This window comes from Sulfitobacter sp. JL08 (assembly GCF_003352045.1).
Lineage (GTDB): Bacteria > Pseudomonadota > Alphaproteobacteria > Rhodobacterales > Rhodobacteraceae > JL08.
On sequence record NZ_CP025815.1, the window covers coordinates 1 to 22459 of the forward strand.

General features: G+C 57.0%; 19 protein-coding genes. 11 read left to right on the forward strand and 8 right to left on the reverse strand.

Annotation, left to right across the window (positions count from 1 at the left end; genetic code table 11):
- From dnaA to C1J05_RS00025, 5 genes are all read left to right on the forward strand, one after another.
- Complete coding sequence (dnaA, locus tag C1J05_RS00005) at window positions 1-1353, forward strand: chromosomal replication initiator protein DnaA (RefSeq protein WP_114868462.1); 1353 nt, start codon at window positions 1-3, stop codon at window positions 1351-1353.
- A gap of 267 nt (window positions 1354-1620) precedes the next feature.
- Window positions 1621-2739, forward strand: coding sequence for a DNA polymerase III subunit beta (gene dnaN, locus C1J05_RS00010; protein ID WP_114868463.1), 1119 nt, complete (start codon window positions 1621-1623; stop codon window positions 2737-2739).
- Between the two features lie 61 nt (window positions 2740-2800).
- The gene (gene recF, locus C1J05_RS00015) at window positions 2801-3910 is read left to right on the forward strand and encodes a DNA replication/repair protein RecF (protein ID WP_114868464.1); all 1110 of its coding nucleotides are present in this window, start codon (window positions 2801-2803) and stop codon (window positions 3908-3910) included.
- 137 nt (window positions 3911-4047) lie between these two features.
- Entirely contained in the window at window positions 4048-6465 is a 2418-nt protein-coding gene (gene gyrB, locus C1J05_RS00020; RefSeq protein WP_114868465.1) for a DNA topoisomerase (ATP-hydrolyzing) subunit B, read from the forward strand.
- Window positions 6466-6586: 121 nt separating this feature from the next.
- Window positions 6587-7801 carry an MFS transporter gene (locus C1J05_RS00025; RefSeq protein ID WP_114868466.1) on the forward strand — a complete coding sequence of 405 codons (1215 nt, stop codon included), beginning with the start codon at window positions 6587-6589 and terminating at the stop codon, window positions 7799-7801.
- Between the two features lies 1 nt (window position 7802).
- Here the strand turns inward: C1J05_RS00025 and trhO are convergent, their stop codons facing one another.
- On the reverse strand, window positions 7803-8711 hold the full coding sequence (gene trhO / locus C1J05_RS00030) for an oxygen-dependent tRNA uridine(34) hydroxylase TrhO (RefSeq protein ID WP_114868467.1): 909 nt from the start codon (window positions 8709-8711) through the stop codon (window positions 7803-7805).
- 79 nt (window positions 8712-8790) lie between these two features.
- Here trhO and pncA point away from each other — a divergent pair, with 79 nt between their 5' ends.
- The 3 genes from pncA to pncB all read left to right on the forward strand — a co-directional run bounded on the left by pncA (window position 8791) and on the right by pncB (window position 11142).
- Window positions 8791-9387 carry a bifunctional nicotinamidase/pyrazinamidase gene (gene pncA / locus C1J05_RS00035; RefSeq protein WP_114868468.1) on the forward strand — a complete coding sequence of 199 codons (597 nt, stop codon included), beginning with the start codon at window positions 8791-8793 and terminating at the stop codon, window positions 9385-9387.
- A 36-nt stretch (window positions 9388-9423) separates the two neighbouring features.
- Window positions 9424-9759, forward strand: a complete 336-nt coding sequence (locus C1J05_RS00040; RefSeq protein WP_114868469.1) for a cupin domain-containing protein — start codon at window positions 9424-9426, stop codon at window positions 9757-9759.
- 90 nt (window positions 9760-9849) lie between these two features.
- The gene (gene pncB / locus C1J05_RS00045; RefSeq protein ID WP_114868470.1) at window positions 9850-11142 is read left to right on the forward strand and encodes a nicotinate phosphoribosyltransferase; all 1293 of its coding nucleotides are present in this window, start codon (window positions 9850-9852) and stop codon (window positions 11140-11142) included.
- Between the two features lie 21 nt (window positions 11143-11163).
- On the opposite strand, the gene C1J05_RS00050 is transcribed toward pncB, so the two are convergent.
- The 6 genes from C1J05_RS00050 to C1J05_RS00075 form a co-directional block, all read right to left on the reverse strand.
- Window positions 11164-12063, reverse strand: coding sequence for a DMT family transporter (locus tag C1J05_RS00050; RefSeq protein ID WP_114868471.1), 900 nt, complete (start codon window positions 12061-12063; stop codon window positions 11164-11166).
- 149 nt (window positions 12064-12212) lie between these two features.
- Window positions 12213-12635, reverse strand: a complete 423-nt coding sequence (gene arfB, locus C1J05_RS00055) for an alternative ribosome rescue aminoacyl-tRNA hydrolase ArfB (RefSeq protein WP_114868472.1) — start codon at window positions 12633-12635, stop codon at window positions 12213-12215.
- A gap of 300 nt (window positions 12636-12935) precedes the next feature.
- A complete protein-coding gene (locus C1J05_RS00060; protein WP_114868473.1) occupies window positions 12936-13565 on the reverse strand; it encodes a queuosine precursor transporter in 630 nt (209 codons plus the stop codon).
- A gap of 91 nt (window positions 13566-13656) precedes the next feature.
- Window positions 13657-14559: an esterase-like activity of phytase family protein gene (locus tag C1J05_RS00065; RefSeq protein ID WP_114868474.1), complete on the reverse strand. Its 903-nt coding sequence runs from the start codon at window positions 14557-14559 to the stop codon at window positions 13657-13659.
- Window positions 14532-15371 carry a penicillin-insensitive murein endopeptidase gene (mepA, locus tag C1J05_RS00070; protein WP_254684816.1) on the reverse strand — a complete coding sequence of 280 codons (840 nt, stop codon included), beginning with the start codon at window positions 15369-15371 and terminating at the stop codon, window positions 14532-14534. Before mepA ends, C1J05_RS00065 begins: the two co-directional genes overlap by 28 nt.
- Window positions 15372-15385: 14 nt before the next feature.
- Window positions 15386-16795 carry an MFS transporter gene (locus tag C1J05_RS00075; protein ID WP_114868476.1) on the reverse strand — a complete coding sequence of 470 codons (1410 nt, stop codon included), beginning with the start codon at window positions 16793-16795 and terminating at the stop codon, window positions 15386-15388.
- Between the two features lie 120 nt (window positions 16796-16915).
- Here C1J05_RS00075 and C1J05_RS00080 point away from each other — a divergent pair, with 120 nt between their 5' ends.
- The 3 genes from C1J05_RS00080 to yaaA all read left to right on the forward strand — a co-directional run bounded on the left by C1J05_RS00080 (window position 16916) and on the right by yaaA (window position 20169).
- Window positions 16916-17203, forward strand: a complete 288-nt coding sequence (locus C1J05_RS00080) for a YggT family protein (RefSeq protein WP_114868477.1) — start codon at window positions 16916-16918, stop codon at window positions 17201-17203.
- A 117-nt stretch (window positions 17204-17320) separates the two neighbouring features.
- Window positions 17321-19366, forward strand: a complete 2046-nt coding sequence (gene recQ, locus C1J05_RS00085; protein ID WP_114868478.1) for a DNA helicase RecQ — start codon at window positions 17321-17323, stop codon at window positions 19364-19366.
- A gap of 29 nt (window positions 19367-19395) precedes the next feature.
- Window positions 19396-20169, forward strand: a complete 774-nt coding sequence (yaaA, locus tag C1J05_RS00090; protein WP_114868479.1) for a peroxide stress protein YaaA — start codon at window positions 19396-19398, stop codon at window positions 20167-20169.
- On the opposite strand, the gene C1J05_RS00095 is transcribed toward yaaA, so the two are convergent.
- A complete protein-coding gene (locus C1J05_RS00095; RefSeq protein WP_114868480.1) occupies window positions 20154-22361 on the reverse strand; it encodes a response regulator in 2208 nt (735 codons plus the stop codon). The two genes, yaaA and C1J05_RS00095, sit on opposite strands and share 16 nt — an antisense overlap.
- Window positions 22362-22459: the final 98 nt, after the last annotated feature.

Genomic DNA, 22459 nt, shown 5'->3' on the forward strand with positions numbered 1-22459 from the left:
ATGACTCAAGAAAAATGGGGACAACTCAGACAACAGCTGCTGAAGACGGTAGGTCAGAACAACTATAAGACATGGATCGAGCCTCTGGAATTTTCCGACCTCAAAGATGGCGTTGCCACATTCCATGTCCCGACAAATTTCATCGGAAATTACGTATCTCAAAACTTTGCAGACCTGATCCTGTATGAACTGAATTCAACAGGTGCATCGGTTCAGCGCGTATCGTTCCGCGTGCCTGCAAATGCCACCGCTATCCCTGCCAAGCCGGTGTTCAAATCGGCCAAGGCCAAACCCCAGACCAGCGAATCCGGCCTGACGGCCGCGCCGCTGGATGCCCGGTTCACATTTGACAGCTTTGTCGTGGGCAAACCCAACGAACTGGCCCATGCGGCTGCGCGCCGTGTCGCCGAAGGTGGGCCTGTAACCTTTAACCCGCTGTTTTTGTATGGCGGGGTCGGGCTCGGTAAAACGCACCTGATGCACGCCATTGCTTGGGAACTGCGCGCCCGTCACCCCGAACTGAACGTGCTGTATCTATCGGCCGAACAGTTCATGTACCGCTTTGTTCAGGCATTGCGCGAACGCAAGATGATGGATTTCAAGGAACTGTTCCGCTCGGTCGATGTGTTGATGGTGGATGATGTTCAGTTCATTGCCGGAAAAGACAGCACGCAGGAAGAGTTCTTCCACACATTCAACGCGCTGGTTGACCAGAACAAACAGATCATCATTTCCGCCGACCGCGCCCCGGGCGAAATCAAGGATCTTGAGGATCGTGTGAAATCGCGGCTGCAATGCGGCCTGGTGGTTGATCTGCATCCCACGGATTACGAATTGCGGTTGGGCATTCTGCAAACCAAAGTTGAAAACTACCGCACCATGTATCCCGAACTGAACATTTCGGATGGCGTGCTGGAATTTCTGGCCCACAGAATCTCCACCAATGTGCGCGTGCTCGAAGGCGCGTTGACCCGCCTTTATGCTTTTGCGTCGCTCGTTGGCCGTGAAATCACGATGGAACTGACACAGGATTGTCTGGCCGACGTGTTGCGGGCATCGGAACGCAAGATTTCCGTTGAGGAAATCCAGCGCAAGGTTTCGGATCACTACAATATCCGCCTGTCCGATATGATCGGGCCCAAGCGTGTGCGCACGTATGCGCGGCCCCGACAGGTCGCCATGTATCTGTGCAAGCAGTTGACCAGCCGGTCGCTTCCGGAAATCGGGCGTCGGTTCGGCGGGCGCGATCACACCACTGTCATGCATGGCGTCAAGCGCATTGAAGAACTGAAGCAACAGGATGGCCAGATCGCCGAAGATATCGAACTGCTGCGCCGCGCGTTAGAGGCGTAGCGGCACGCGGCTCTGTCTGTAACTGCCCCATCGTGGCGGGTGGGCAATCAAATCGAACGCACATTTCCCTAATTCCGGCGCTGGCTTGCGCAAAGCTTGCGCCGGAAACACAATTTCCGTTTTCCTGATCACTCTGACACCCGATGTTCCAAGCGGCATCTTGACCCTTGCTCCAAAGCAATGGACAAACGAACACAGAACAAAATGCTTGTACGGGGGGCACAAACCGCTAGGTTGCTCGTCCCGGTAGTCCAAAGGGTGGAACACATGAAACTCAGCATCGAACGCGGCGCATTGCTCAAGGCCGTGTCTCAGGCCCAGTCGGTTGTGGAACGGCGCAACACGATCCCCATTCTGGCCAACGTGCTGATCGAAGCGGAAGGCAGTGATGTGCATTTCCGTGCCACCGATCTGGATATCGAAGTGGTCGACAAGGCACCTGCGCAGGTCGAACGGGCAGGCGCAACCACTGTGTCAGCCACGACTTTGCACGAAATCGTGCGTAAGCTTCCGGACGGGGCACTTGTTACCCTGACAGCGGATAATGCTGCAGGACGCCTCACAGTCGAAGCGGGAAGGTCGAACTTTTCCCTTGCGACGCTTCCGAAGGAAGATTTTCCCGTCATGGCGTCCTCGGAATATGCATCCAATTTTTCTGCGCCCGCACCGGTGTTGCGCAGGTTGTTCGACAAATCGAAATTTGCGATTTCCACTGAAGAAACACGGTATTATCTGAACGGCGTCTATATGCACATATCGGATGCGGATGGCGGCAAGGTTCTGCGCTGTGTTGCAACCGATGGCCACCGGCTGGCCCGCATCGATGCGCCGTTGCCGGAAGGCGCGGGCGACATGCCCGGTGTTATCGTACCCAGAAAAACCGTTGGTGAGCTGCGCAAACTGCTGGAAGACGACGATATGCAGATCGCGGTATCTGTTTCGGAAACAAAGGTCCGTTTTGCAACGCCGGATATCACACTGACGTCCAAAGTGATTGATGGAACATTCCCGGACTACACGCGCGTTATCCCGCAGGGAAATACGCGCAAACTCGAAGTGGATGCCGCCGAATTTGCCCAGGCCGTTGATCGTGTCGCAACCGTATCCTCCGAACGGTCGCGCGCTGTCAAACTGGCGCTGGACGAAGATCGCCTGATCCTGTCTGTCAACGCCCCCGACAGCGGTGCCGCCGAAGAGGAACTGGCGGTTGCCTATGGCGATGAACGGCTGGAAATCGGGTTCAATGCAAAATACCTTCTGGAAATTGCATCTCAGGTGGATCGCGAAAACGCGGTGTTCATGTTCAACTCGGCCGGCGATCCGACACTGATGCGCGAAGGCAACGATACCAGCGCCGTCTATGTTGTCATGCCGATGCGCGTGTGACCCAGAACGGGAACCGGCGAAAACCCCTCTGCGCGGCGACTGACGCAAACGGACATACCTGATGACGTCACTTCATATTTCTGAACTGACGTTGTCCCATTTCCGCTCGCATAAAATGGCGCGGATCGCCTGCGATGGCCGCCCTGTGGCGATTTTTGGGCCCAACGGCGCGGGTAAAACCAACATTCTCGAGGCTGTATCGCTGTTTTCGCCGGGGCGCGGACTGCGCCGTTCCAGTGCCGAAGATATGGCCCGCCGCCCTGAAGCCTTGGGATGGAAGCTGACAGGCATCCTGCACTCGCTCGCTCAGGTACACGAGGTCGAAATCTGGTCTGAAAGTGGCGCTGCCCGCCAGGTAAAAATTGATGGCAAATCGGCCTCGCAACTGGCGCTGGGTCGGATTGCGCGCGTCTTGTGGCTGATCCCGTCGATGGATCGGCTTTGGATCGAAGGGGCCGAGGGCCGGAGGCGTTTTCTGGATCGCATGACGCTCAGCTTCATACCGACCCATGCCGAGGTATCGTTGGCGTATGACAAGGCAATGCGCGAACGTAACCGCCTGCTGAAGGATCAGGTGCGCGAACCGTCATGGTACACCGCACTCGAGGCCCAGATGGCCAGTGCCGGGGCCACCATCCATGCCAACCGGATCGCCGCACTGGCTCTGCTGGCCGATGCCCAGCAGGATGCGCAAACGGCTTTTCCCAGTGCCACGCTGGAATTGATACAGACCGATGGCGACATGCCCGAAACCCAAGATGCGCTGCGCGATGCTTTTGCCGAAAACCGGTTCCGTGATCTGGTGGCCGGGCGCACCCTGATCGGCCCGCACAGAACGGATGTTTACGGCGTTTATGCCGCAAAAAATGTGCCGGCGCGCGATTGTTCCACGGGCGAACAAAAGGCGCTGCTTGTGTCCCTTATTCTGGCGAACGCAAGGGCCCTGACCCGTGAATTCGGCGCGCCGCCGCTGTTGCTTCTGGACGAGGTCGGCGCCCATCTTGATGCAGATCGCCGTGCTGCCCTTTATGACGAGGTTGTCACACTGGGTGCGCAGGCATGGATGACAGGCACCGGCCCGGAATTGTTCGACACGATGGGCGACCGCGCAATGTATCTGGAAGTGACCGAAGAATCCGGTCTTTCACAGGTGCGACAGGCGCAACCCTGACGGCCGTTTGCGCTTTGGAACGGGTGCTTTTGTGCTTGGGCGAAATACCCCGCCAAAAGGCACAAAATATAGGGCAAACGCGTGACATCCCCCCCAATACCCAGTATAAAAAGCGAAAATAACAAAGGGATTTTCGGATGTCCGAAACCGAACAGGTGCCAGAAGAATACGGCGCTGATTCCATCAAGGTTCTCAAAGGCTTAGAGGCGGTGCGCAAGCGTCCCGGTATGTACATCGGCGACACCGATGACGGGTCTGGCCTGCACCACATGGTGTACGAAGTCGTAGACAATGGCATTGACGAGGCGTTGGCCGGTCATGCCGACGCGGTGAACGTTGTCATTCACGCGGATTCAAGCGTTTCCGTCAGCGACAACGGACGCGGAATACCCGTGGGTATCCACGAAGAAGAAGGCGTGTCTGCTGCCGAAGTCATCATGACCCAGCTTCATGCAGGGGGTAAATTCGACAGCAATTCGTACAAGGTTTCCGGCGGTCTGCACGGTGTTGGTGTGTCCGTGGTAAACGCATTGTCCGATTGGCTTGAATTGCGCATCTGGCGCAACGGCAAGGAACATTATGCAAGGTTCGAAGGCGGCTTTACGACTGAACACCTGAAAGTCGTGGGCGAATGTGGCGACCGCACAGGTACCGAAGTGCGTTTCATGGCGTCGACAAACACCTTTTCAAACCTTGATTATTCATTTCAGACACTGGAAAAACGGCTGCGCGAACTGGCGTTCCTGAACTCCGGTGTGCGTATCATCCTGACGGATGAACGCCCCGCCGAACCGTTGCGCTCGGAACTGTTTTACGAAGGTGGCGTCAAAGAGTTTGTGAAATACCTCGATCGTCACAAAAGCTCGGTCATGCCGGAACCGATTTTCATTACCGGCGAACGCGACGACATCGGGATCGAGGTCGCGATGTGGTGGAATGACAGTTACCACGAAAGTGTTCTGCCGTTTACCAACAACATTCCGCAACGTGATGGCGGCACCCATATGGCCGGATTTCGCGGGGCGCTGACGCGCACGATCAACAATTATGCGCAAAGTTCTGGTATCGCGAAGAAGGAAAAAGTCAGCTTTACCGGCGACGATGCCCGCGAAGGTCTGACCTGCGTGCTGTCTGTCAAAGTGCCTGATCCGAAGTTTTCATCCCAGACCAAAGACAAACTGGTCAGTTCCGAAGTGCGCCCCGCTGTCGAAGGGTTGGTGAACGAAAAACTGGCGGAATGGTTCGAGGAAAACCCGAACGAGGCCAAAATCGTTGTTGGCAAGATTGTCGAAGCGGCACTGGCGCGCGAAGCGGCGCGAAAGGCACGGGATCTGACCCGTCGTAAAACGGCGATGGATGTGAACTTTCTGGCTGGAAAGCTTAAGGATTGTTCGGAAAAAGACCCGTCCAAAACTGAAGTGTTCCTTGTCGAGGGTGACAGCGCCGGTGGATCTGCCCAAACCGGGCGTGATCGTCAGACCCAGGCCATTCTGCCCTTGAAAGGCAAAATCCTGAACGTTGAACGGGCGCGGTTTGACCGCATGCTTGGGTCACAGGAGATCGGCAACCTGGTGATGGCGCTGGGCACAGGGATCGGACGCGATGAATTCGATATCTCGAAACTGCGCTATCATAAGATCGTCATCATGACGGACGCGGACGTAGACGGCGCGCATATCCGCACCCTGTTGCTGACATTCTTTTACAGGCAAATGCCGGAACTGATCGAACGCGGCCATCTCTATATTGCGCAACCACCGCTTTACAAAGTGTCACGCGGCAAATCCGAAGTGTACCTGAAGGATCAGGCCGCGATGGAAGAATACCTGATCAATCAGGGCGTCGAAGGCGCCATGCTGAAACAGGGAAATGGCGAAGAAATTTCGGGGCAGGACCTGTTGCGCGTCGTTGATATGGCCCGCCAGATGCGCCGCGTGCTTGAAGCGTTTCCAACGCATTATCCGCGCCACATCCTTGAACAGGCGGCCATTGCCGGGGCCTTTGCCCCCGGTGTTGTCGACGCCGACCTGCAAGGCACCGCAGACAAGGTGGCCGAGCGTCTGAACCTGATTGCGCTGGAATATGAAAAGGGCTGGCAGGGCCGCATAACCCAGGATCACGGCATCCGTCTTGCGCGCATCCTGCGCGGCGTGGAAGAGGTGCGCACCCTTGATGGCCGCATCATGCGTGGCGGCGAGGCAAAGCGCACCGGGGCGTTCACCCAAAGCCTGCAGGATGTCTATTCGCTGCCGGCTCAATTGATCCGCAAAGACAGAAGCCAGATGATTTATGGCCCGATGGACTTGCTGGATGCCATTCTGGCCGAAGGCGAAAAAGGTCTGTCCCTGCAGCGTTACAAGGGACTGGGTGAAATGAACCCTGATCAGTTGTGGGAAACCACGCTTGATCCGGACGCTCGCACTTTGTTGCAGGTTCGCGTCGAAGACATGGCCGAAGCTGATGATCTGTTTACAAAACTGATGGGGGATGTGGTTGAACCACGCCGCGAATTCATTCAGCAAAATGCCCTGAACGTCGAAAACCTGGATTTCTAGGTCTGAATACGGGCGGCTACAGCGCGTTTGTGCGGGAACCGCCCGTTTCGGTTTTCTGATCCGAACCAAGCACTGAAACTGGCGCTATACATTGCCCCGCGCCGTGCCTAACGTCGCGGTTATGCAAGGCAGCGACATACACGACAGCAGCTATTCCTGGACGCGGTTGATCATCACGCTGATCATCGCGACAGTCGCCAATGTCGGCATGTGGGCCGTTATCATAGTGATGCCCGCGGTCGAGGTTGAATTCAACGCGGGCCGTGCAGAAGCATCAAAGCCCTACACCCTGACAATGATCGGATTTGCACTGGGCAATTTGCTGATTGGCCGACTGGTCGATCGCTTTGGCGTGACTGTAGCCTTGATTGGCGCCGCACTGGTCAGCGCGCTGGCCTATCTGTGCGCGATTCTGTCCGGATCCATTTTCGTTTTGTCGCTTGCGCATCTTTTGCTGGGGCTGGGAACGGCGGTGGGATTTGGGCCGCTGATCGCCGATATTTCGCATTGGTTCCTGCGCAAGCGCGGCATTGCTGTCGCGTTGGTGGCAAGCGGGAATTATCTGTCGGGCGCGATTTGGCCGACTTTGCTGGCCGACATTCTGACAGCCGACGGCTGGCGCCATGTTTACATGATCCTCGCCATAATGACGCTCGCCGTGGTCATTCCGCTGTCCTTCCTGCTTCGCCGCCGTGTTCCGGAAGATGCCCACGGCAAGGCGCAGGCTGCTGCCACCTTGCGCGCGCGCAGCACCGGGTTTTCACCGCGCACATTGCAGTATCTGCTGGGGCTGGCGGGCATCGGATGCTGCGTGGCCATGTCGATGCCGCAGGTTCATATCGTTTCCTACTGCGTCGGGTTGGGCTACGGGCCGGTTGTCGGCGCTGAAATGCTGTCGCTGATGTTACTGGGGGGCGTTGTCTCGCGCGTCTTGTCGGGCGTTCTGGCCGACAAGGTGGGTGGCGTTATCACTTTGCTGGTCGGTTCGACATTGCAGTGTATCGCCCTGTTTTTGTACCTGCCCTATGACGGGCTTGTGCCACTTTATGTCATCAGCCTGATTTTCGGCCTTTCGCAAGGTGGAATAGTGCCCAGTTACGCGTTGATTGTGCGCGAATACATGCCTGCAAAAGAGGCGGGTGCACGTGTCGGATTTGTCATGATGATGACGATCCTCGGGATGGCGCTGGGCGGTTGGATGTCGGGCTGGATCTACGACATGACAGGTTCATATCAGGCGGCGTTTCTGAACGGCATTGTCTGGAACCTGATGAACATGGGCATCATGGTGATGCTTCTGTTGCGCGGCCGCCCGCGGCAGATGGTACCTGCTTAACTCAGGTTTTGGGGCCCATGTGGGTTTCGCCGCGCGATCTGGCCAGGGCAATCTGCTTCTGGCGTTCTCGGAACCGGTTCTTGTCCTGCTCTGACGTTTCGTCCACGCAGTGGAAACACGATACGCCTTCTTCGTAATCGGGCCGGTCGGTATCACTGGGCAGGATCGGGCGGCGGCAGGCGTGGCACAACATGTGCGGCCCCTCGGCCAGACCGTGACCCACTGACACCCTGCCGTCAAACACGAAACATTCGCCCTGCCACGTACTGTCTTTCGCGGGCACGTCTTCAAGGTACTTCAGTATGCCGCCATGCAGGTGAAACACCTCTTCCACGCCTTGGCCCAGAAGGTAGTTGGTTGATTTTTCGCACCGGATACCCCCGGTGCAGAACATCGCGATCCGCTTGTTGTGAAACCGGTGTTTGTTTTTTCCCCACCATTCGGGAAATTCACCGAATGACTTTGTTGCGGGGTCAACTGCGCCCTCAAAGGTACCAATTGCCACCTCGTAATCATTGCGCGTGTCAATCACGGCCACATCCGGGCTTTGGATCAACGCGTTCCAGTCTGCTGGTTCAACATAGTTCCCGACCCGTGCGCGCGGGTCCACATCGGGCTGGCCCATGGTAACGATCTCACGCTTCAGGCGCACTTTCATCCGGTTGAACGGCGCATCGGCAGACGTGCTCTCCTTCCACTCCAGATTGCCGCATCCGGGCAATGATCTGATATGCGACAGCACGGCATCAATCCCGGCGCGCGATCCGGCAATGGTGCCGTTAATCCCTTCACCGGCCAGCAGAAGTGTCCCTTTGACTCCGTTGGCACAACACATTTCAGCCAGCGGCCCCTTGACCTTGGCGGGATCTGCAAAACGCGTGAAATGATAAAGTGCAGCGATTGTATACATGCGCCGCCCAATACGATGTTGCACGCGCACGGACAAGACGTAGGGTAGTAAAAAACAGACGCGACAAAGGAGCCCGGCCATGACACAGGCGCTGATTGTGATCGACGTGCAAAACGATTTTTGCCCCGGTGGCGCACTGGCTGTACCCGATGGTGATAGCATTGTACCCGGCATCAATGCGCTGATGGCGGAATTCACGACGGTTCTTCTGACACAGGATTGGCATCCCGCAGGACACAGTTCATTCGCTTCGTCCCACAAGGATGCCGCTGCCTACGACATGATCGACATGCCCTACGGCCCGCAAGTGTTGTGGCCGGATCACTGCATTCAGGGTGGTATTGGTGCGCAATTTCACCCTGACCTGCAGGTGGATCGTGCCGATCTTATTCTGCGCAAAGGCTATAACCCTGAAATCGACAGTTATTCCGCCCTGTTCGAAAACGATCACAAAACCCCGACAGGGCTGGACGGGTATTTGCGCAGTCGCGGGATAACACACCTTACAATAGTCGGTCTGGCTCTGGATTTCTGCGTGAATTTCTCGGCCGTGGATGCGGCAAAGGCCGGGTTTGATGTTCGCGTCGATACATCGCTTTGCCGCGCGATTGATCTGAACGGATCGCTTCAGCAGGCAACGGACGGGATGATCGCCGCTGGTGTAACACTGTCATGAACATGCATTGGACTGAACTGAAGAAAGGATGCCCAGATGAACCTGCCAGACTTTATTCTGAACGCTGGAACGCTTGATTTGCCGATACCCGAAGACATCGTCACGGCAACGGGTTTTCGATCCGAAAAAGGACTGGTTGCGTTCTTTAACGTCCACAAGGATGTAACTTTGCCGCCCCATTCCCACGGCGCACAATGGGGGACGGTTCTGGAAGGATCGATCGCGCTGACCATGAACGGTGTGACCAGAACCTACGGACCGGGTGAAAGCTATGATATTCCCGCCGGGGTGGAACACGGCGCGACCGTGCCGGCGGGTTCCAAGCTCATCGATATATTCGAAGAGTCGGACCGCTATGCATTTCGGACCTAGCTGAATCCATCGGCTGCGCGCATCGCCAAGCCTTGCCACGCAACCGCGCCTTTGCTTTAACCGTCCGGAACCCAAAAGACGGAGCCGGACATGGTCGATATTGCCACCCGCGTCTATAACCACAAATGGAAGATCGACCCGATTGTCCGATCTTTGATCGATACGGACTTTTACAAGTTGCTGATGTGCCAATCGGTGTTTCGCAACAAGCCGGACACGCATGTCACGTTTTCGCTGATCAACCGGTCAACCCATATTCCATTGGCCACACTTGTCGACGAAGGCGAATTGCGCGAACAACTGGATCACATCCGGTCTTTGTCCCTGTCGCGGGGGGAAAGCACATGGATGCGCGGCAACACGTTTTACGGCAAGCGCCAGATGTTCCGCCCCGATTTCATGGACTGGTTCGAAAACCTGTCGCTTCCACCCTATCATCTGGAGCGCAAAGGCGATCAGTACGAACTGACGTTCGAAGGGGCGTGGCCCGAAGTGATGTTATGGGAAATTCCCGCGCTGGCCGTCCTGATGGAACTGCGCAGCCGCGCTGTTCTGAATGATATGGGCCGCTTTGAACTGCAGGTGCTGTATGCCCGCGCCATGACCCGTGTCTGGGAAAAGATCGAAGCGCTGCGCGATATCCCGAACCTGAGCATTGCCGATTTCGGCACCCGTCGTCGTCATTCCTATCTTTGGCAGGATTGGTGCGTTCAGGCCATGCGCGAAGGACTGGGTGAAAACTTTACCGGTACGTCCAATTGCCTCATTGCCAAGAACCGCGAGGTCGAGGCGATCGGCACCAACGCGCATGAACTGCCGATGGTCTATTCCGCACTGGCCAACTCTGACGCCGAACTGGCGAAAGCCCCTTACGAGGTATTGTCGGACTGGCACGAGGAACATGACGGCAATCTGCGCATTATCCTGCCCGACACCTATGGAACGGAAGGGTTCCTGAAAAATGCGCCCGACTGGCTGGCTGGCTGGACAGGGATACGCGTCGACAGCGGCGACCCCGCTGCGGCTGCAGAAATTGCGATACGCTGGTGGAGGGAAAGAGGCGAAGATCCAACCGAAAAACGCGTTATCTTTTCCGACGGTCTGGATGTTGCCAAGATCGCGGAACTTCAGGCGCAATTTGACGGACGCGTCAAAGTCTCTTTCGGGTGGGGAACGCTGCTGACCAACGATTTTCGCGGTTTCGCCCCCAATGATACGCTGGCCCCGTTTTCGCTGGTGTGCAAGGCGGTATCGGCCAATGGCCGTCCGACCGTCAAACTATCGGACAACCCGAACAAGGCGATGGGACCGGCAAAGGAAATCGAACGCTACAAGGCTGTTTTTGGTGTCGGGGCGCAAGACCGTCAGGAAGTCGTGGTATAGCACAAACGATCCAAAACCGCTTTACAGCTTGCGCCGTCGCAACCGCCTTTCGCGCCAGACGATCATCAATCCTCCAAACGCGATGAGAACCGCACCGGGGAACAGATCGTCCAGAGGCGCTTCGCCAAAAAATACCCAGCCGAAAACAAAAGCGATAAGAATACCAAAGTAGTTAAACGGGGCCAGATTGCTTTGCTCGGTCATCCGGTAGGAAATGACCAGAGACAGCACGGCAGACCCGCCAAAAACACCCATTGCCATGATCCACAACACATCTTCGCCACCACGCACCTGCGAGAACCCGCCCGTGGCCCATGCCAGCGCAAATGCTCCGACCATGGATGTCGCACTGGAATAAAGGTTGATCAGCGGGCTGGGTAAATCCACATCCATCCGCCGTGCCAGGACGCCGGAAAGCGCGTATAGAAATGCTGCCGCCAGTGGCAGCAGCGCGTCATAGCTAAAGCTGTCACCGCCCGGTCGCACGATCATGACGACACCTGCAAATCCCACCATAACCGCAGCCCAACGTGCGGCGCCAACCCGTTCGCCCAGCAAAGGCACCGCCAGCGCAGTCATGAAAAGCGCATTGGCATATGTGATTGTGGACGCCGTGGCAAATGCGAGCCGCCCCAGCGACAGATAGAAAAAGAATTGTGCAAACGTAGTCAGAATCCCGCGCAGACACGCCAACTTCCATTGGCGCATTTTCAGAATGCGACCTTTCTGATGCCAACTGCGCGAAGACCAAAGCGCAATCGCGCTTGGGATCAGACCAAACAGGTTGCGATAGGCGCTCAACTCGGCGGCGCCGTAATAACCCGACAGCAATTTGATGATCAGACCCATGAAATCGAATAGAACGATTGCCAGAAGGCTTAGCAAAATCGCGGGCACAACCCTGTCGTCTCGCACATCCACTTAAGTGCGCGCCCTGAACGGAACGAAAGGCCGAAAATTCAGATCATCCATGGCGTGACACTGGGCGACAGCGGCGCGCGCGACAAGTGCGATATTGAACGAAAGCGCAAGATAAGGATCGCGGTACTGTTGGGCCCGGCAGCCCGGACCTAGTCTTCGCCCTCGACGCGCCCGCGCAAGGCTTTGACATCGCCGCGCACTTTCTTGGCTTTCAGGCGGCGTTTTTTAGACCCTAACGTGGGCTTTGTCGCGATCCGCCGTTTTGGCGCAACCAGCGCGGCGCGCACAAGTTCGGCCAGACGGTCACGCGCGATGTCGCGGTTGCGCGCCTGCGACCGGGTTTCGTCGCACTGGATGACCACAGCGCCCTCTTTGGTCCAGCGCCTGCCCGCCAGTCGCCGCAACCGCGTTTTGACCGGGCCGGGCAAAGACGGCGAACGGGCCGCTTCGAACCGCAATTCAACGGCGGTACTGACCTTGTTCACATTCTGCCCGCCCGGACCGGATGCGCGGCTGAAGCTTTCGCTCAACTCCCAGTCTTGCAGGGATATATCGTCAGAAATGCGCAACATCGGGCTTTCACGTACAGGAAACTGGCATGGCGCTGACCCTACCGTGCTTGTTCCCCAGAAAAAAGGGCCGCCCCGATGTGTGGAACGGCCCTTTCGAAAGTCTGCGGAGGTGGGGTCGGTTAGATTGTTTTCCGATCCACTCGGGCGGGCAACGCCGCCAAGGATTGCCTTAGCGGGCGACCTCCCAAGCTGTTCCGACACCTCTCTCCAATACCTTTCTCGACACTGGATCACCTCCTTCCGAATTGTTTCAACTAAGGTGATTCTTGCACGGCTTTTTGCAATCGCAAAGCAAAATCTTCACTGTGATTCGGTTTGTGTGTTCAATCTGTCGACAATGATACGGAACGGCACCAGCGCCAGCAGACCAAGCGACAGTTTGACCAGCCAGTCCGCCGCCGCCAGCGACACCCAAAGCGGTGTTGCGCCACCGAACCCCAAGAAGGGCAAAACTTCGTTCGCCCAGACCACATCGGTGGCTGGATCGATAAAGGCAAACTGCGCCGAAAAGGCGATTGAAAAAAACAGGGCCGTGTCTACCGATGACCCGACCAAAGTCGAGACCAGCGGTGCCTTCCACCACGTATTGTTGCGCAGCATCGAAAAGATCGAAACATCCAGCAGTTGCGCTGTCAGAAATGCGATACCCGATCCCACGGCAACGCGAAATGTTACCAGTGGCCCGAATTCGCCGGTAAGCTGGGTGCCGACCAGCGAACAGAATATGCCCACAATGAAACCAACAAAAACAACGCTTCGCGCGGGCCCGGCGCCATAAACGCGGTTCATGATGTCAGTGACAAGAAATGCCAGAGGATAGGTGAAAGCGCCCCATGTCAGCCATTGGCCGAAAAGATGCTGCACCAGAATGTTGGACGCCACAACAATGGCGGCCATAGCCAGAATGCCGGGAAGATGTTCGCGCTTCATGTTTTTGTGCCCGTTTTGTCAAGGTTGCGGCGACTTGGCCCGCCTCATTGCGGACCTTGGCTGACTAATGCGTCACGCGGGCGGGCGCAAGCTATTCCTGAAGCATGTAATCAACCACTTCGGTACGCTGGAAAACCCGGAAATTATCATCGGATATCATCGTTATGCGAATACGATCCTGATCATCCTGCCACAGCGCGATACCTTCCAGATTGTCGTGTTTTCCCGGTAGCGAAGTGAACACGACAGCATCATTTTCAAAACCTGTCCGGGTCACGTCAAACTGCCTTATACGGCTGCGAAATCCGAACGGGCTGACCGCGCGCTCCAGCACATAAAGCTTGCCATCAGGTCCGAAATCCGCGCCCACGGGCCGAAAAGACCCTCGCAGAGTATACAAGAACGGTTGCTGCCACTTTTCACCATGCCGCCATCGGAAAACAGGTGCGGTTTTGCGACCACCTTCGGGTATAGCGAACACCGTGCCCGTGTCATCAACGGCCAAAGCTTCGAATCCAATATTGGTGGCAAAGGCCCGCCAAGCTTTCGAATACGAGGCCCAGTGCGCCTTGTCCAAAGGTGAATCATACAACCAGATCCGCTGCACAAATTCGAAGGACACGACGATACGACCGTTGGGAAGCAACGCCAGCCCTTCGGAATCATTCAGGTTGCCGGTTACATCCCCGCCCGCATCATTCTTCAGCGGGTTGGTGGAAGTTACAGAAATGTCGCGAATTCTGCCGTCTGAACGGGTGATTTGCCCTGTCACAATTCGCCCGCGATCCGTCACCGCGTGAAAGGATTTTCCATCATGCGACAGTTCAAACCCTGAAAAGCCGCCAAACCACGGATCGGGCAGGGACCAGATATAGCGATTCAGCAGATGCGCTTTCGCCGGCCCGGGCGTGACAAACGAATGCGCCGACCAAACCGCAATGGCGGACACCAGACAAAACGCAGCGATCAGTGCTGCTTTAGAACTGTGGCGCATTGCTGAGGTAAATCCGCCAGCACATATTCACGTCTTGGCTTGGGTTTCTTCGCGTTCGGATCAGGGGGCGGCGGGTTCAGAATGTCATTCACCCATTTCTGCGCATCGCCGCATCCGTTGCCTGCCGGCGGCGGATCCTGATCAACACAGCCTCTTGCTCCTTTGGGGCAGGCCAGCCGCACGTGAAAATGATAGTGATGGCCATACCAGGGGCGCACTTTGCGCAGCCAGGACTTGTTGCCCTTTTCATCGTTGCACATCTGCACTTTTGCGCCCGGAAACACGAAAATCCGGGCAACGCGTTTGTCCTTGGCGGCCGCCTTGATGATTTCGTGATGTGCCCGCGTCCAGCTGCTGTTCACATATGCACCATTTGCACGACGCAGCGACAAGGACGAGATGTTTTCCCGTTGATTAGGTGACAGGTTCAGCCGATCCGGCGGCAACATCCAGATATCAACGTCCAGACCGATCTGGTGGCTTCTGTGACCGCTCAGCATCGGGCCGCCCCTTGGCTGGCTGATGTCTCCGATATACAGCCCCTTCCAGCCGGGCTGCTGCGCTGCCTTGCGGCTCAGGTCTTGGACGAAATCAACAACATCTGGATGTCCCCAGTTGCGGTTGCGCGACAGCCGCATGGCCTGCCATGTCGGCCCGGTTTCAGGCAATTGTACCGCGCCCGCGACACATCCCTTGGCATAGCTGCCAAACGGTGCCGGCCTGTGTTCGGATGCGTCTTTCATTGCGCCGAACTGTTGTTTCGCCAGTTGCTGCGCGCCTGTGGCCGCGGGCCAGACGCCCAGCGCCGCCATCAGACAAAGTGATGTCAGGATTCGAACCATTCTGCCTTGTCTCCCTTCGGATGAACCCAGCGTAACAGGATCAGGCCGATTACGAAAAGTACAATTACCGGCGAAATGCCCAAACGTGCGCTGCCTGTCGCATATGTGACCATTCCGATCAGGGCGGGGGCCAGAAACGACGTGGCTTTCCCTGAAAGGGCAAACAACCCAAACGCTTCTGTCGGTCGCGCGGGGTTGGCATGGCGCACCATCATGGATCGTGACGCGGAATAAAGCGCACCGCCCGCACCGCCGATGGCAGCGCCGCAGATATAAAACACGATGTCAGGCAGGGCGGATCCGACAGGCAGGGGAACCCCGAAAATCTGTTCACGCGACATGCTGACGATAACAGTACAAACGGCAATCAAAACACAGATCATAAAGGCAATGACCGGCTTTGGGCCAAAGGCACGGTCGGCACGCCCACCGATAAACGTAACGATCGCAGCCGTGACAGCGCCGACGATACCGAACACCCCGATCTGGATGATCGACCAGTTCAGAACCAGCGTCGCATAGACGCCGCCAAAGCCGTAAAGCGCGTTCAGCGCATCACGGTAAAACATCGATGACGCCAGAAACGCTGCAAGACTTCTGCGCCTGACAACGGATTTCAACGTGGTCCCCAGATCGCGAAACGCAGCAGATATCGAAGCAGAGGCCGCTTTGTTGCCCGGCGCCTCGCGCACCCACATGAAAAACGGGATCATGAACACAAGATACCAAAGCGACGTAAACGGCCCGACAAATCGCGTGCCTTGGCGCTCCGCGGCGTCCAGCCCGAACATCGGGTCCAACCCGATCAGTGTCTTGCCGGTTTCGTTTTCGGCAAAAAACAGCAGCATTGCGAACAACGAAACAACCCCGCCCCAATATCCAAAGGCAGCCCCGGACCCCGATATCCGACCCACCTCCTTATCGTCCCCCAGCGACGGCAGGATCGCGTTTACAAAGATCAGGGCGTATTCCGCGCCGATCATCGCAATGCCGAAACTGATCAGCGCGCCCCACAAGAACAATCCGTCCGGCATCAGAAACCAGATGCCGCAGGTGCCCCCGACATACAGAACGGAAAACGCAATGATCCACGGCATACGCCGCCCCGAACTGTCTGCAAATGCCCCCAGAATCGGTGCAGTAAATGCGATGGCAAGCCCGATCAGGGTTTGGCCAAGAGACCAAAGCGATTGCGCGTTTGCGTCTGCTTGTACCTCGGGCAACCCGGTTTCCAGAAAATACTGCGCCGCCACGGCCGCGAAATAGGGGCCAAAGATAAAGGTCAGCAGCAATGTGTAAAATGGCTGCGTTGCCCAATCAAAGGCCATCCAGCCCCAAACCCGCTTTTGCAGCGATACCTGCACCGTGCCCTGCCTCTTGTTGATTGGGCGCATTAAGAGCAGGTGGCGCCGCACAACGCAAGAAAGGCTTTGCCATGCCTGCTGTGTGCATCTGATGCTCTTGCTCTTTGCTGTCCGGGGCCTTACCTCGGTGGCAGAAAAAAGGATGCCCTGATGTTGTCTCTGTTTCAAATTCTGATGCTGATCCTTGATGTGGCGTGGTTTTTCATCATTGCCCACGTCATCATGAGCTGGCTGATCAATTTTCAGGTCATCAACATGCACCAGCCGCTGGTTGCCCAGATTTGGCATATGTTGAACCGCATTCTGGAACCGCTGTACCAGCCGATCCGTCGCATTCTGCCGAACATGCAGGGCATTGATCTGGCCCCGCTGGTTGCCCTGATCGCTGTTTATGCGCTGCGCATCATCCTGGCGAACAACATTTCGGCATTTTACTAACCGAACCTTAAAACAAAGCGTCAAATCCTTAAGGTCAGGTGCCGCTTGGCCCTTGTTCCCCGATTCCGTGTGTGGGACAATTGCTGCGCAAGAGCAGAAAAACAAAAAGGGTCGACAATGACAGGCGCTGCCACGCTGTTGCAGGATGTATTCGGCTTTGATGCCTTTCGACCCGGCCAGCAGGACATTGTTCAAGCGGTTACAAACGGCGAAAACGTGCTGGCCATTATGCCAACGGGCGGGGGCAAATCCCTGTGTTTCCAGCTTCCTGCCCTGATGCGAGACGGGGTTACTGTTGTAATCTCGCCTTTGATCGCCCTGATGCGGGATCAGGTCCGTGCCTTGCAAGAGGCGGGCGTTGCCGCTGGGGCTCTGACCTCCGGCAATACCGAAGAAGAAACCGAAGCGGTTTGGGACGCGTTGGAACAGGGCAGTCTGAAACTGTTGTACATGGCGCCCGAGCGGCTGGCGGCGGGCAGTGCGATGGGCATGCTGCGCCGTATCAACGTGACGATGATCGCAGTGGACGAGGCGCATTGCGTCAGCCAGTGGGGTCATGATTTCCGCCCCGATTACCTGCGTATCGGCGAACTGCGGCGCGCGCTGAATGTGCCGCTGGCGGCCTTTACGGCAACCGCAGATGCCGAAACCCGTCAGGAAATCGTTGAAAAGCTTTTTGACGGTGTCGCGCCGCGCGCCTTTTTGCACGGTTTTGACCGCCCGAATATTCATTTGGCATTCGCCCCCAAGAACAGCCCCCGCCGCCAGATCCTGGAGTTTGCCGCCGCCCGCAAGGGACAATCCGGCATCGTCTATTGCGGCACCCGCGCCAAGACCGAAGGTCTGGCCGGTGCCCTGCGCGAGGCGGGGCATGCCGCCTGTCACTATCATGGCGGTATGGAGGCCGAAGACCGCCGTATCGTTGAACGCAGGTTCCAGCAGGAAGACGGGTTGATCGTTGTGGCCACTGTGGCGTTTGGCATGGGCATTGATAAACCCGATATCCGGTGGGTCGCGCATGCTGATCTGCCAAAATCCATTGAAGGCTATTATCAGGAAATCGGTCGCGCGGGGCGTGATGGGGCACCCGCGCAAACGCTGACCCTGTTCGGGTCGGATGATATCCGGCTGCGCCGATCCCAGATTGACGAAGGTCTGGCCCCGCCGGAACGGCGCATGGCCGATCATGCGAGATTAAACGCGCTGCTTGGGCTGGCCGAAGCGTTGAACTGCCGGCGCAAGACATTGCTGGGTTATTTCGGCGAAGACGCCGCCGCTTGCGGGCATTGCGATCTGTGCGATACGCCGGCTGAAGTGTTTGATGGCACAACAGCCGTGCGCAAGGCGCTGTCTGCCATATTGCGCACCGATGAAAGGTTTGGCGCAGGACACCTGATCGACATCCTGACAGGCACCAGAACGGACAAGATCGCAGCGCGCGGGCATGATGATCTGCCGACATTCGGGGTTGGCGGCGAATATGACAAAAACGGCTGGCAGGCGGTGTTCCGGCAGATGATGGGCCACGATCTTGTACGGCCCGATCCCGAACGGCACGGCGCCCTGCGCATGACCGACAAGGCGCTGCCGGTCTTGCGGGATCAAGCCACGATCGAACTGCGCCGCGATACGATCCGTGCTGCCGCGGGCAGCCGCCGCCCGGCAATCAAAACCCTGGTATTCGAAGAAGATGCACCGCTTCTGTCCGCGCTCAAGGCACGCCGCCGCGCCTTTGCCGAAGCGGCAAAACTGCCCGCGTATATCGTGTTCAATGACAGAACCCTTATTGAAATGGCAGAAACCCGCCCCGCCACACTGGACGACATGGCAAGGATCAGCGGCGTTGGCGCCAAAAAGCTGGAACGCTACGGTGCCGCCTTTCTGGAAGTGATCACAGGGGCCCGCGAAGACGTTCACCCGACGCGCCGCAAACTGGCCGGTCGCCCTGCCGGAGAGCTTTATGACCGGTTGCTTGAAGTGCAGGCCAAACTGTCACGCGGGTCTGGCGGCATCGAAAAACCGATCAGTTGTTCCGCATCCCTCTTGGCAAAAATTGCTGCCACACGCCCGCAAAACGCCGGCGCGCTGGAGCGGTTGCTGGGCGAACGCCGCGCCGAACGTTTTGGCGATGCCTTTCTGGACGTCCTGCGCGAGGCGGGCTAGGTCTGCCGTAATGAACAAGAGGATCAGCTATGCTAGTTGTCATTTCGCCCGCAAAACGTCTGGACTGGTCAGATACGGAAGTGTCCGGAACCGATCCCGTCTTTCAGGAAGACGCGATGCGCCTGGTGCGCACCGCGCGCAACCTTGGTCTGGGCGATCTGCGCAAACTGATGGATCTAAGCCCCGATCTTGCCCGGCTGAACCGCGACAGGTTCCGCAGCTTCGAAAATGAACCCGATGCACAGGCAACACGGTCGGCGGCGCTGGCCTTTGCCGGTGATACCTATCAGGGGCTGGAAGCGGTCAGCCTTGACGCGGACGAGATGGATTATGCACAGGATCATTTGCGCATCCTTTCCGGCCTTTACGGGGTTTTGCGCCCGTATGACGCGATCCAGCCCTATCGTCTGGAAATGGGCAGCCGTCTGAAAACGCGCCGTGGGGGCAATCTCTATGAATACTGGCGTGATCAATTGTCCAAGGCGTTGAACGCGCAGGCCGAAACGGTCGGAACCGACGTTCTGGTGAACTGCGCCAGTCAGGAATACTTTGGCGCGGTTGATCTCAAGGCGCTGAAACTGCGTGTCGTCACCCCGGTCTTTATGGAAGACAAAGCGGGCAGCCCGAAGATCGTCAGCTTTTTTGCCAAGAAGGCGCGCGGCGCATGTGCTCGGTTCATCATCCAGCACCGCCTGCAAACGCCGGAAAGCCTGCAGGATTTTGATACCGGAGGGTACACCTACCAGCCGGACCTGAGCACACCGGAAAAACCGGTTTTCGTGCGCCCCTATTCTGCTGCCTGATCGGCTTCGGCCACCAAGGGGCGCGCCTCTGGCGGATGAAATTCCCTGATTTTGTCGTGGATCGCTGCCTTGCGCAGCGGCTTGGTCAGATAGTGATCCAGCCCTGCCGACAAAATGCCCTGTTCGTCTCCATCCATCGCGTGCGCCGTCAAAGCCACAATTGGAACATGTCCACCACCGGTTTTCTCCAGCTTGCGGATTTCCTGCGTCGCTTCCTTGCCATCCATTTTCGGCATCGAAATATCCATGAAAATCATATCCGGTGCAAAGCTTTGAAACAGATCGACAGCCTCAAGCCCGTTTGCCGCGAACTGCAACTCGATCTCCAGATCCTTGATCATTTTACGAAAGACAAGCTGATTGGTTTTGTTGTCCTCGGCCGCAAGAACACGCATCAAACGCGGTATGTCGGGCGGCGCTGTTTCCGGCCTATCTTTTTGCGGCACAGTCTTTTCCGCTGATGCAATATCTTGCGCCAGGGTTGCCAGTTGCGTCAGCAGATCATTGCGGCGCACCGGTTTTTGAACAACAGCATGCACATGCCGACGTGCCGGATCCTGTTCCGCGAAACCGGGATTGGCACTCAGCAGAATAACCGGCACGGACCAGCCTGCCTGCCGAAGCGCCGTTGCCAGTTCCATTCCGTCCATATCGGCCATGTTGTGATCAGACAGGACCAGATCAACGCTATCGTTCATGGATGCCAGCGCGGTCGCACCAGACGCGAAACAGGTGGCGTCAACGCCCAGTTGCCGCATCTGTTTTTCAAGGATCAAGGCGTTGGATTCCACTTCGCTGACCACCAATACATTTCGTAGGCTTTCCGGCAGCCGGGGCGGTTCAGCCGGTGTTGCATCCGTAGCGGCCATCAACAGGCTGAACCCGAAACAGGATCCCATGCCAACTTCGCTTTCCACCCAGACCTGTCCGCCCATCATTTCGACCAGTCGCTGCGATATGGCCAACCCTAATCCTGTGCCTTCGAACTGGCGGTTCCGGTCATCCTCGACCTGATTGAATTCACCGAAAATGTGGCCAACCTTGTCATCCGGAATGCCGATGCCGGTATCTTCGATTGCGATATGAATCCTGGTTTTTTCGCCATCAGATGCCGGTACGCCCGTGGCGCGGATCAGAACGTGGCCCTGTGTGGTGAACTTGACCCCGTTGCCGATCAGATTTGTCAGAACCTGCCGCAGCCGCCCCGCATCGCCGACAAACTCTGTCGGCAGGAAAAGATCGTAATCAACCAGCAGTTCGATCCCCTTTTCGCGCGCCGAGGGTTGCAACAGCACCACGACCTCGTGAATGCACCGTTCCAGATTAAAGGGTGCGGGATGCAGCACCAGCTTTTCCGCCTCGATTTTTGAATAATCCAGAACATCGTTGATGATGACCAGTAACGCTTCGCCCGAGTTTTTGATCGTGGTGACGTATAGCTGCTGTTCTGCGCTAAGCTCTGTGTCTGTCAGCAATTCCGCCATCCCGACAACGCCATTCATCGGCGTTCTGATTTCGTGGCTCATGTTCGCCAGAAACGCGGATTTGGTGCGGTTGGCCGCTTCCGCATTGCGCCGCGCCTCTTTCAATTCCTGCTCGTACCGGACGGATGCCGTGATATTCAGGCCCAGCGAAACGACATCTCCGCCCTGACCGCGCTTGTCGACCAGCCGTATGAAAAGACGGTTCCACAGTTCCACGACGATAGGTTCGGGTGTCGGGGCATGCCACCGGTCCGTCATCATCGCCCGCCAGTCGATAGCCGACAGCCCGCCGGTATTCACAATCCCTTCTTCGGTCAGAAGTTGCAGGATGTGAACGTAGTTCACGCCGGGCCGGACGTCTTCCAACCCGTCAAAAACCGACAGATACGCGGCATTGGCGGCCACCAGATTACTGTCGACATCAAAGACGGCAAACCCGTCCTCGATTGTTTCGATCGAATGCCACAAACGGCGCTCTGCGATTTCGACTTTTTGGTGCGCAACCGTCAAATCGGATTTAACGCGCACGTTTTCGTCACGCACCGTTGCAACTTCGGCGCGGGTTTCCACAATTTCATCCGACAGGGCGCGCGCGTGGTTTCCCAGCTTGCGATTGGCGGCGAAAAGTTCGGCCTGTTTCAGTTCCAACAGCCGTTCCGCCGCCAGCCGGGCCCGGCGTTCTTCAGCCAATTTATTGGCAAGGCTCATGCCCGTGCTCCGCAAAATCTGCGTCAAGTTTCGCGGAACCGTGACGGATTACGGTGAATATAGACTTAAAAAGCTGTTGTGGATTTGTTTCCGACCCG

Excerpts from the sequence above, each read along its gene's own strand:
- yaaA (WP_114868479.1), top strand. The coding sequence starts at position 19,396 with ATGCTAGTTGTCATTTCGCCCGCAAAACGTCTGGACTGGTCAGATACG.
- pncB (WP_114868470.1), top strand. The coding sequence starts at position 9,850 with ATGGTCGATATTGCCACCCGCGTCTATAACCACAAATGGAAGATCGAC.
- mepA (WP_254684816.1), bottom strand. The coding sequence starts at position 15,371 with ATGGCGGCGCTGGGCGTCTGGCCCGCGGCCACAGGCGCGCAGCAACTG.
- C1J05_RS00060 (WP_114868473.1), bottom strand. The coding sequence starts at position 13,565 with ATGAAGCGCGAACATCTTCCCGGCATTCTGGCTATGGCCGCCATTGTT.
- C1J05_RS00080 (WP_114868477.1), top strand. The coding sequence starts at position 16,916 with ATGTTGTCTCTGTTTCAAATTCTGATGCTGATCCTTGATGTGGCGTGG.
- C1J05_RS00075 (WP_114868476.1), bottom strand. The coding sequence starts at position 16,795 with ATGCGCCCAATCAACAAGAGGCAGGGCACGGTGCAGGTATCGCTGCAA.
- recQ (WP_114868478.1), top strand. The coding sequence starts at position 17,321 with ATGACAGGCGCTGCCACGCTGTTGCAGGATGTATTCGGCTTTGATGCC.
- dnaA (WP_114868462.1), top strand. The coding sequence starts at position 1 with ATGACTCAAGAAAAATGGGGACAACTCAGACAACAGCTGCTGAAGACG.
- C1J05_RS00095 (WP_114868480.1), bottom strand. The coding sequence starts at position 22,361 with ATGAGCCTTGCCAATAAATTGGCTGAAGAACGCCGGGCCCGGCTGGCG.
- C1J05_RS00040 (WP_114868469.1), top strand. The coding sequence starts at position 9,424 with ATGAACCTGCCAGACTTTATTCTGAACGCTGGAACGCTTGATTTGCCG.
- dnaN (WP_114868463.1), top strand. The coding sequence starts at position 1,621 with ATGAAACTCAGCATCGAACGCGGCGCATTGCTCAAGGCCGTGTCTCAG.
- trhO (WP_114868467.1), bottom strand. The coding sequence starts at position 8,711 with ATGTATACAATCGCTGCACTTTATCATTTCACGCGTTTTGCAGATCCC.
- C1J05_RS00025 (WP_114868466.1), top strand. The coding sequence starts at position 6,587 with ATGCAAGGCAGCGACATACACGACAGCAGCTATTCCTGGACGCGGTTG.
- pncA (WP_114868468.1), top strand. The coding sequence starts at position 8,791 with ATGACACAGGCGCTGATTGTGATCGACGTGCAAAACGATTTTTGCCCC.
- C1J05_RS00065 (WP_114868474.1), bottom strand. The coding sequence starts at position 14,559 with ATGCGCCACAGTTCTAAAGCAGCACTGATCGCTGCGTTTTGTCTGGTG.
- recF (WP_114868464.1), top strand. The coding sequence starts at position 2,801 with ATGACGTCACTTCATATTTCTGAACTGACGTTGTCCCATTTCCGCTCG.
- gyrB (WP_114868465.1), top strand. The coding sequence starts at position 4,048 with ATGTCCGAAACCGAACAGGTGCCAGAAGAATACGGCGCTGATTCCATC.
- arfB (WP_114868472.1), bottom strand. The coding sequence starts at position 12,635 with ATGTTGCGCATTTCTGACGATATATCCCTGCAAGACTGGGAGTTGAGC.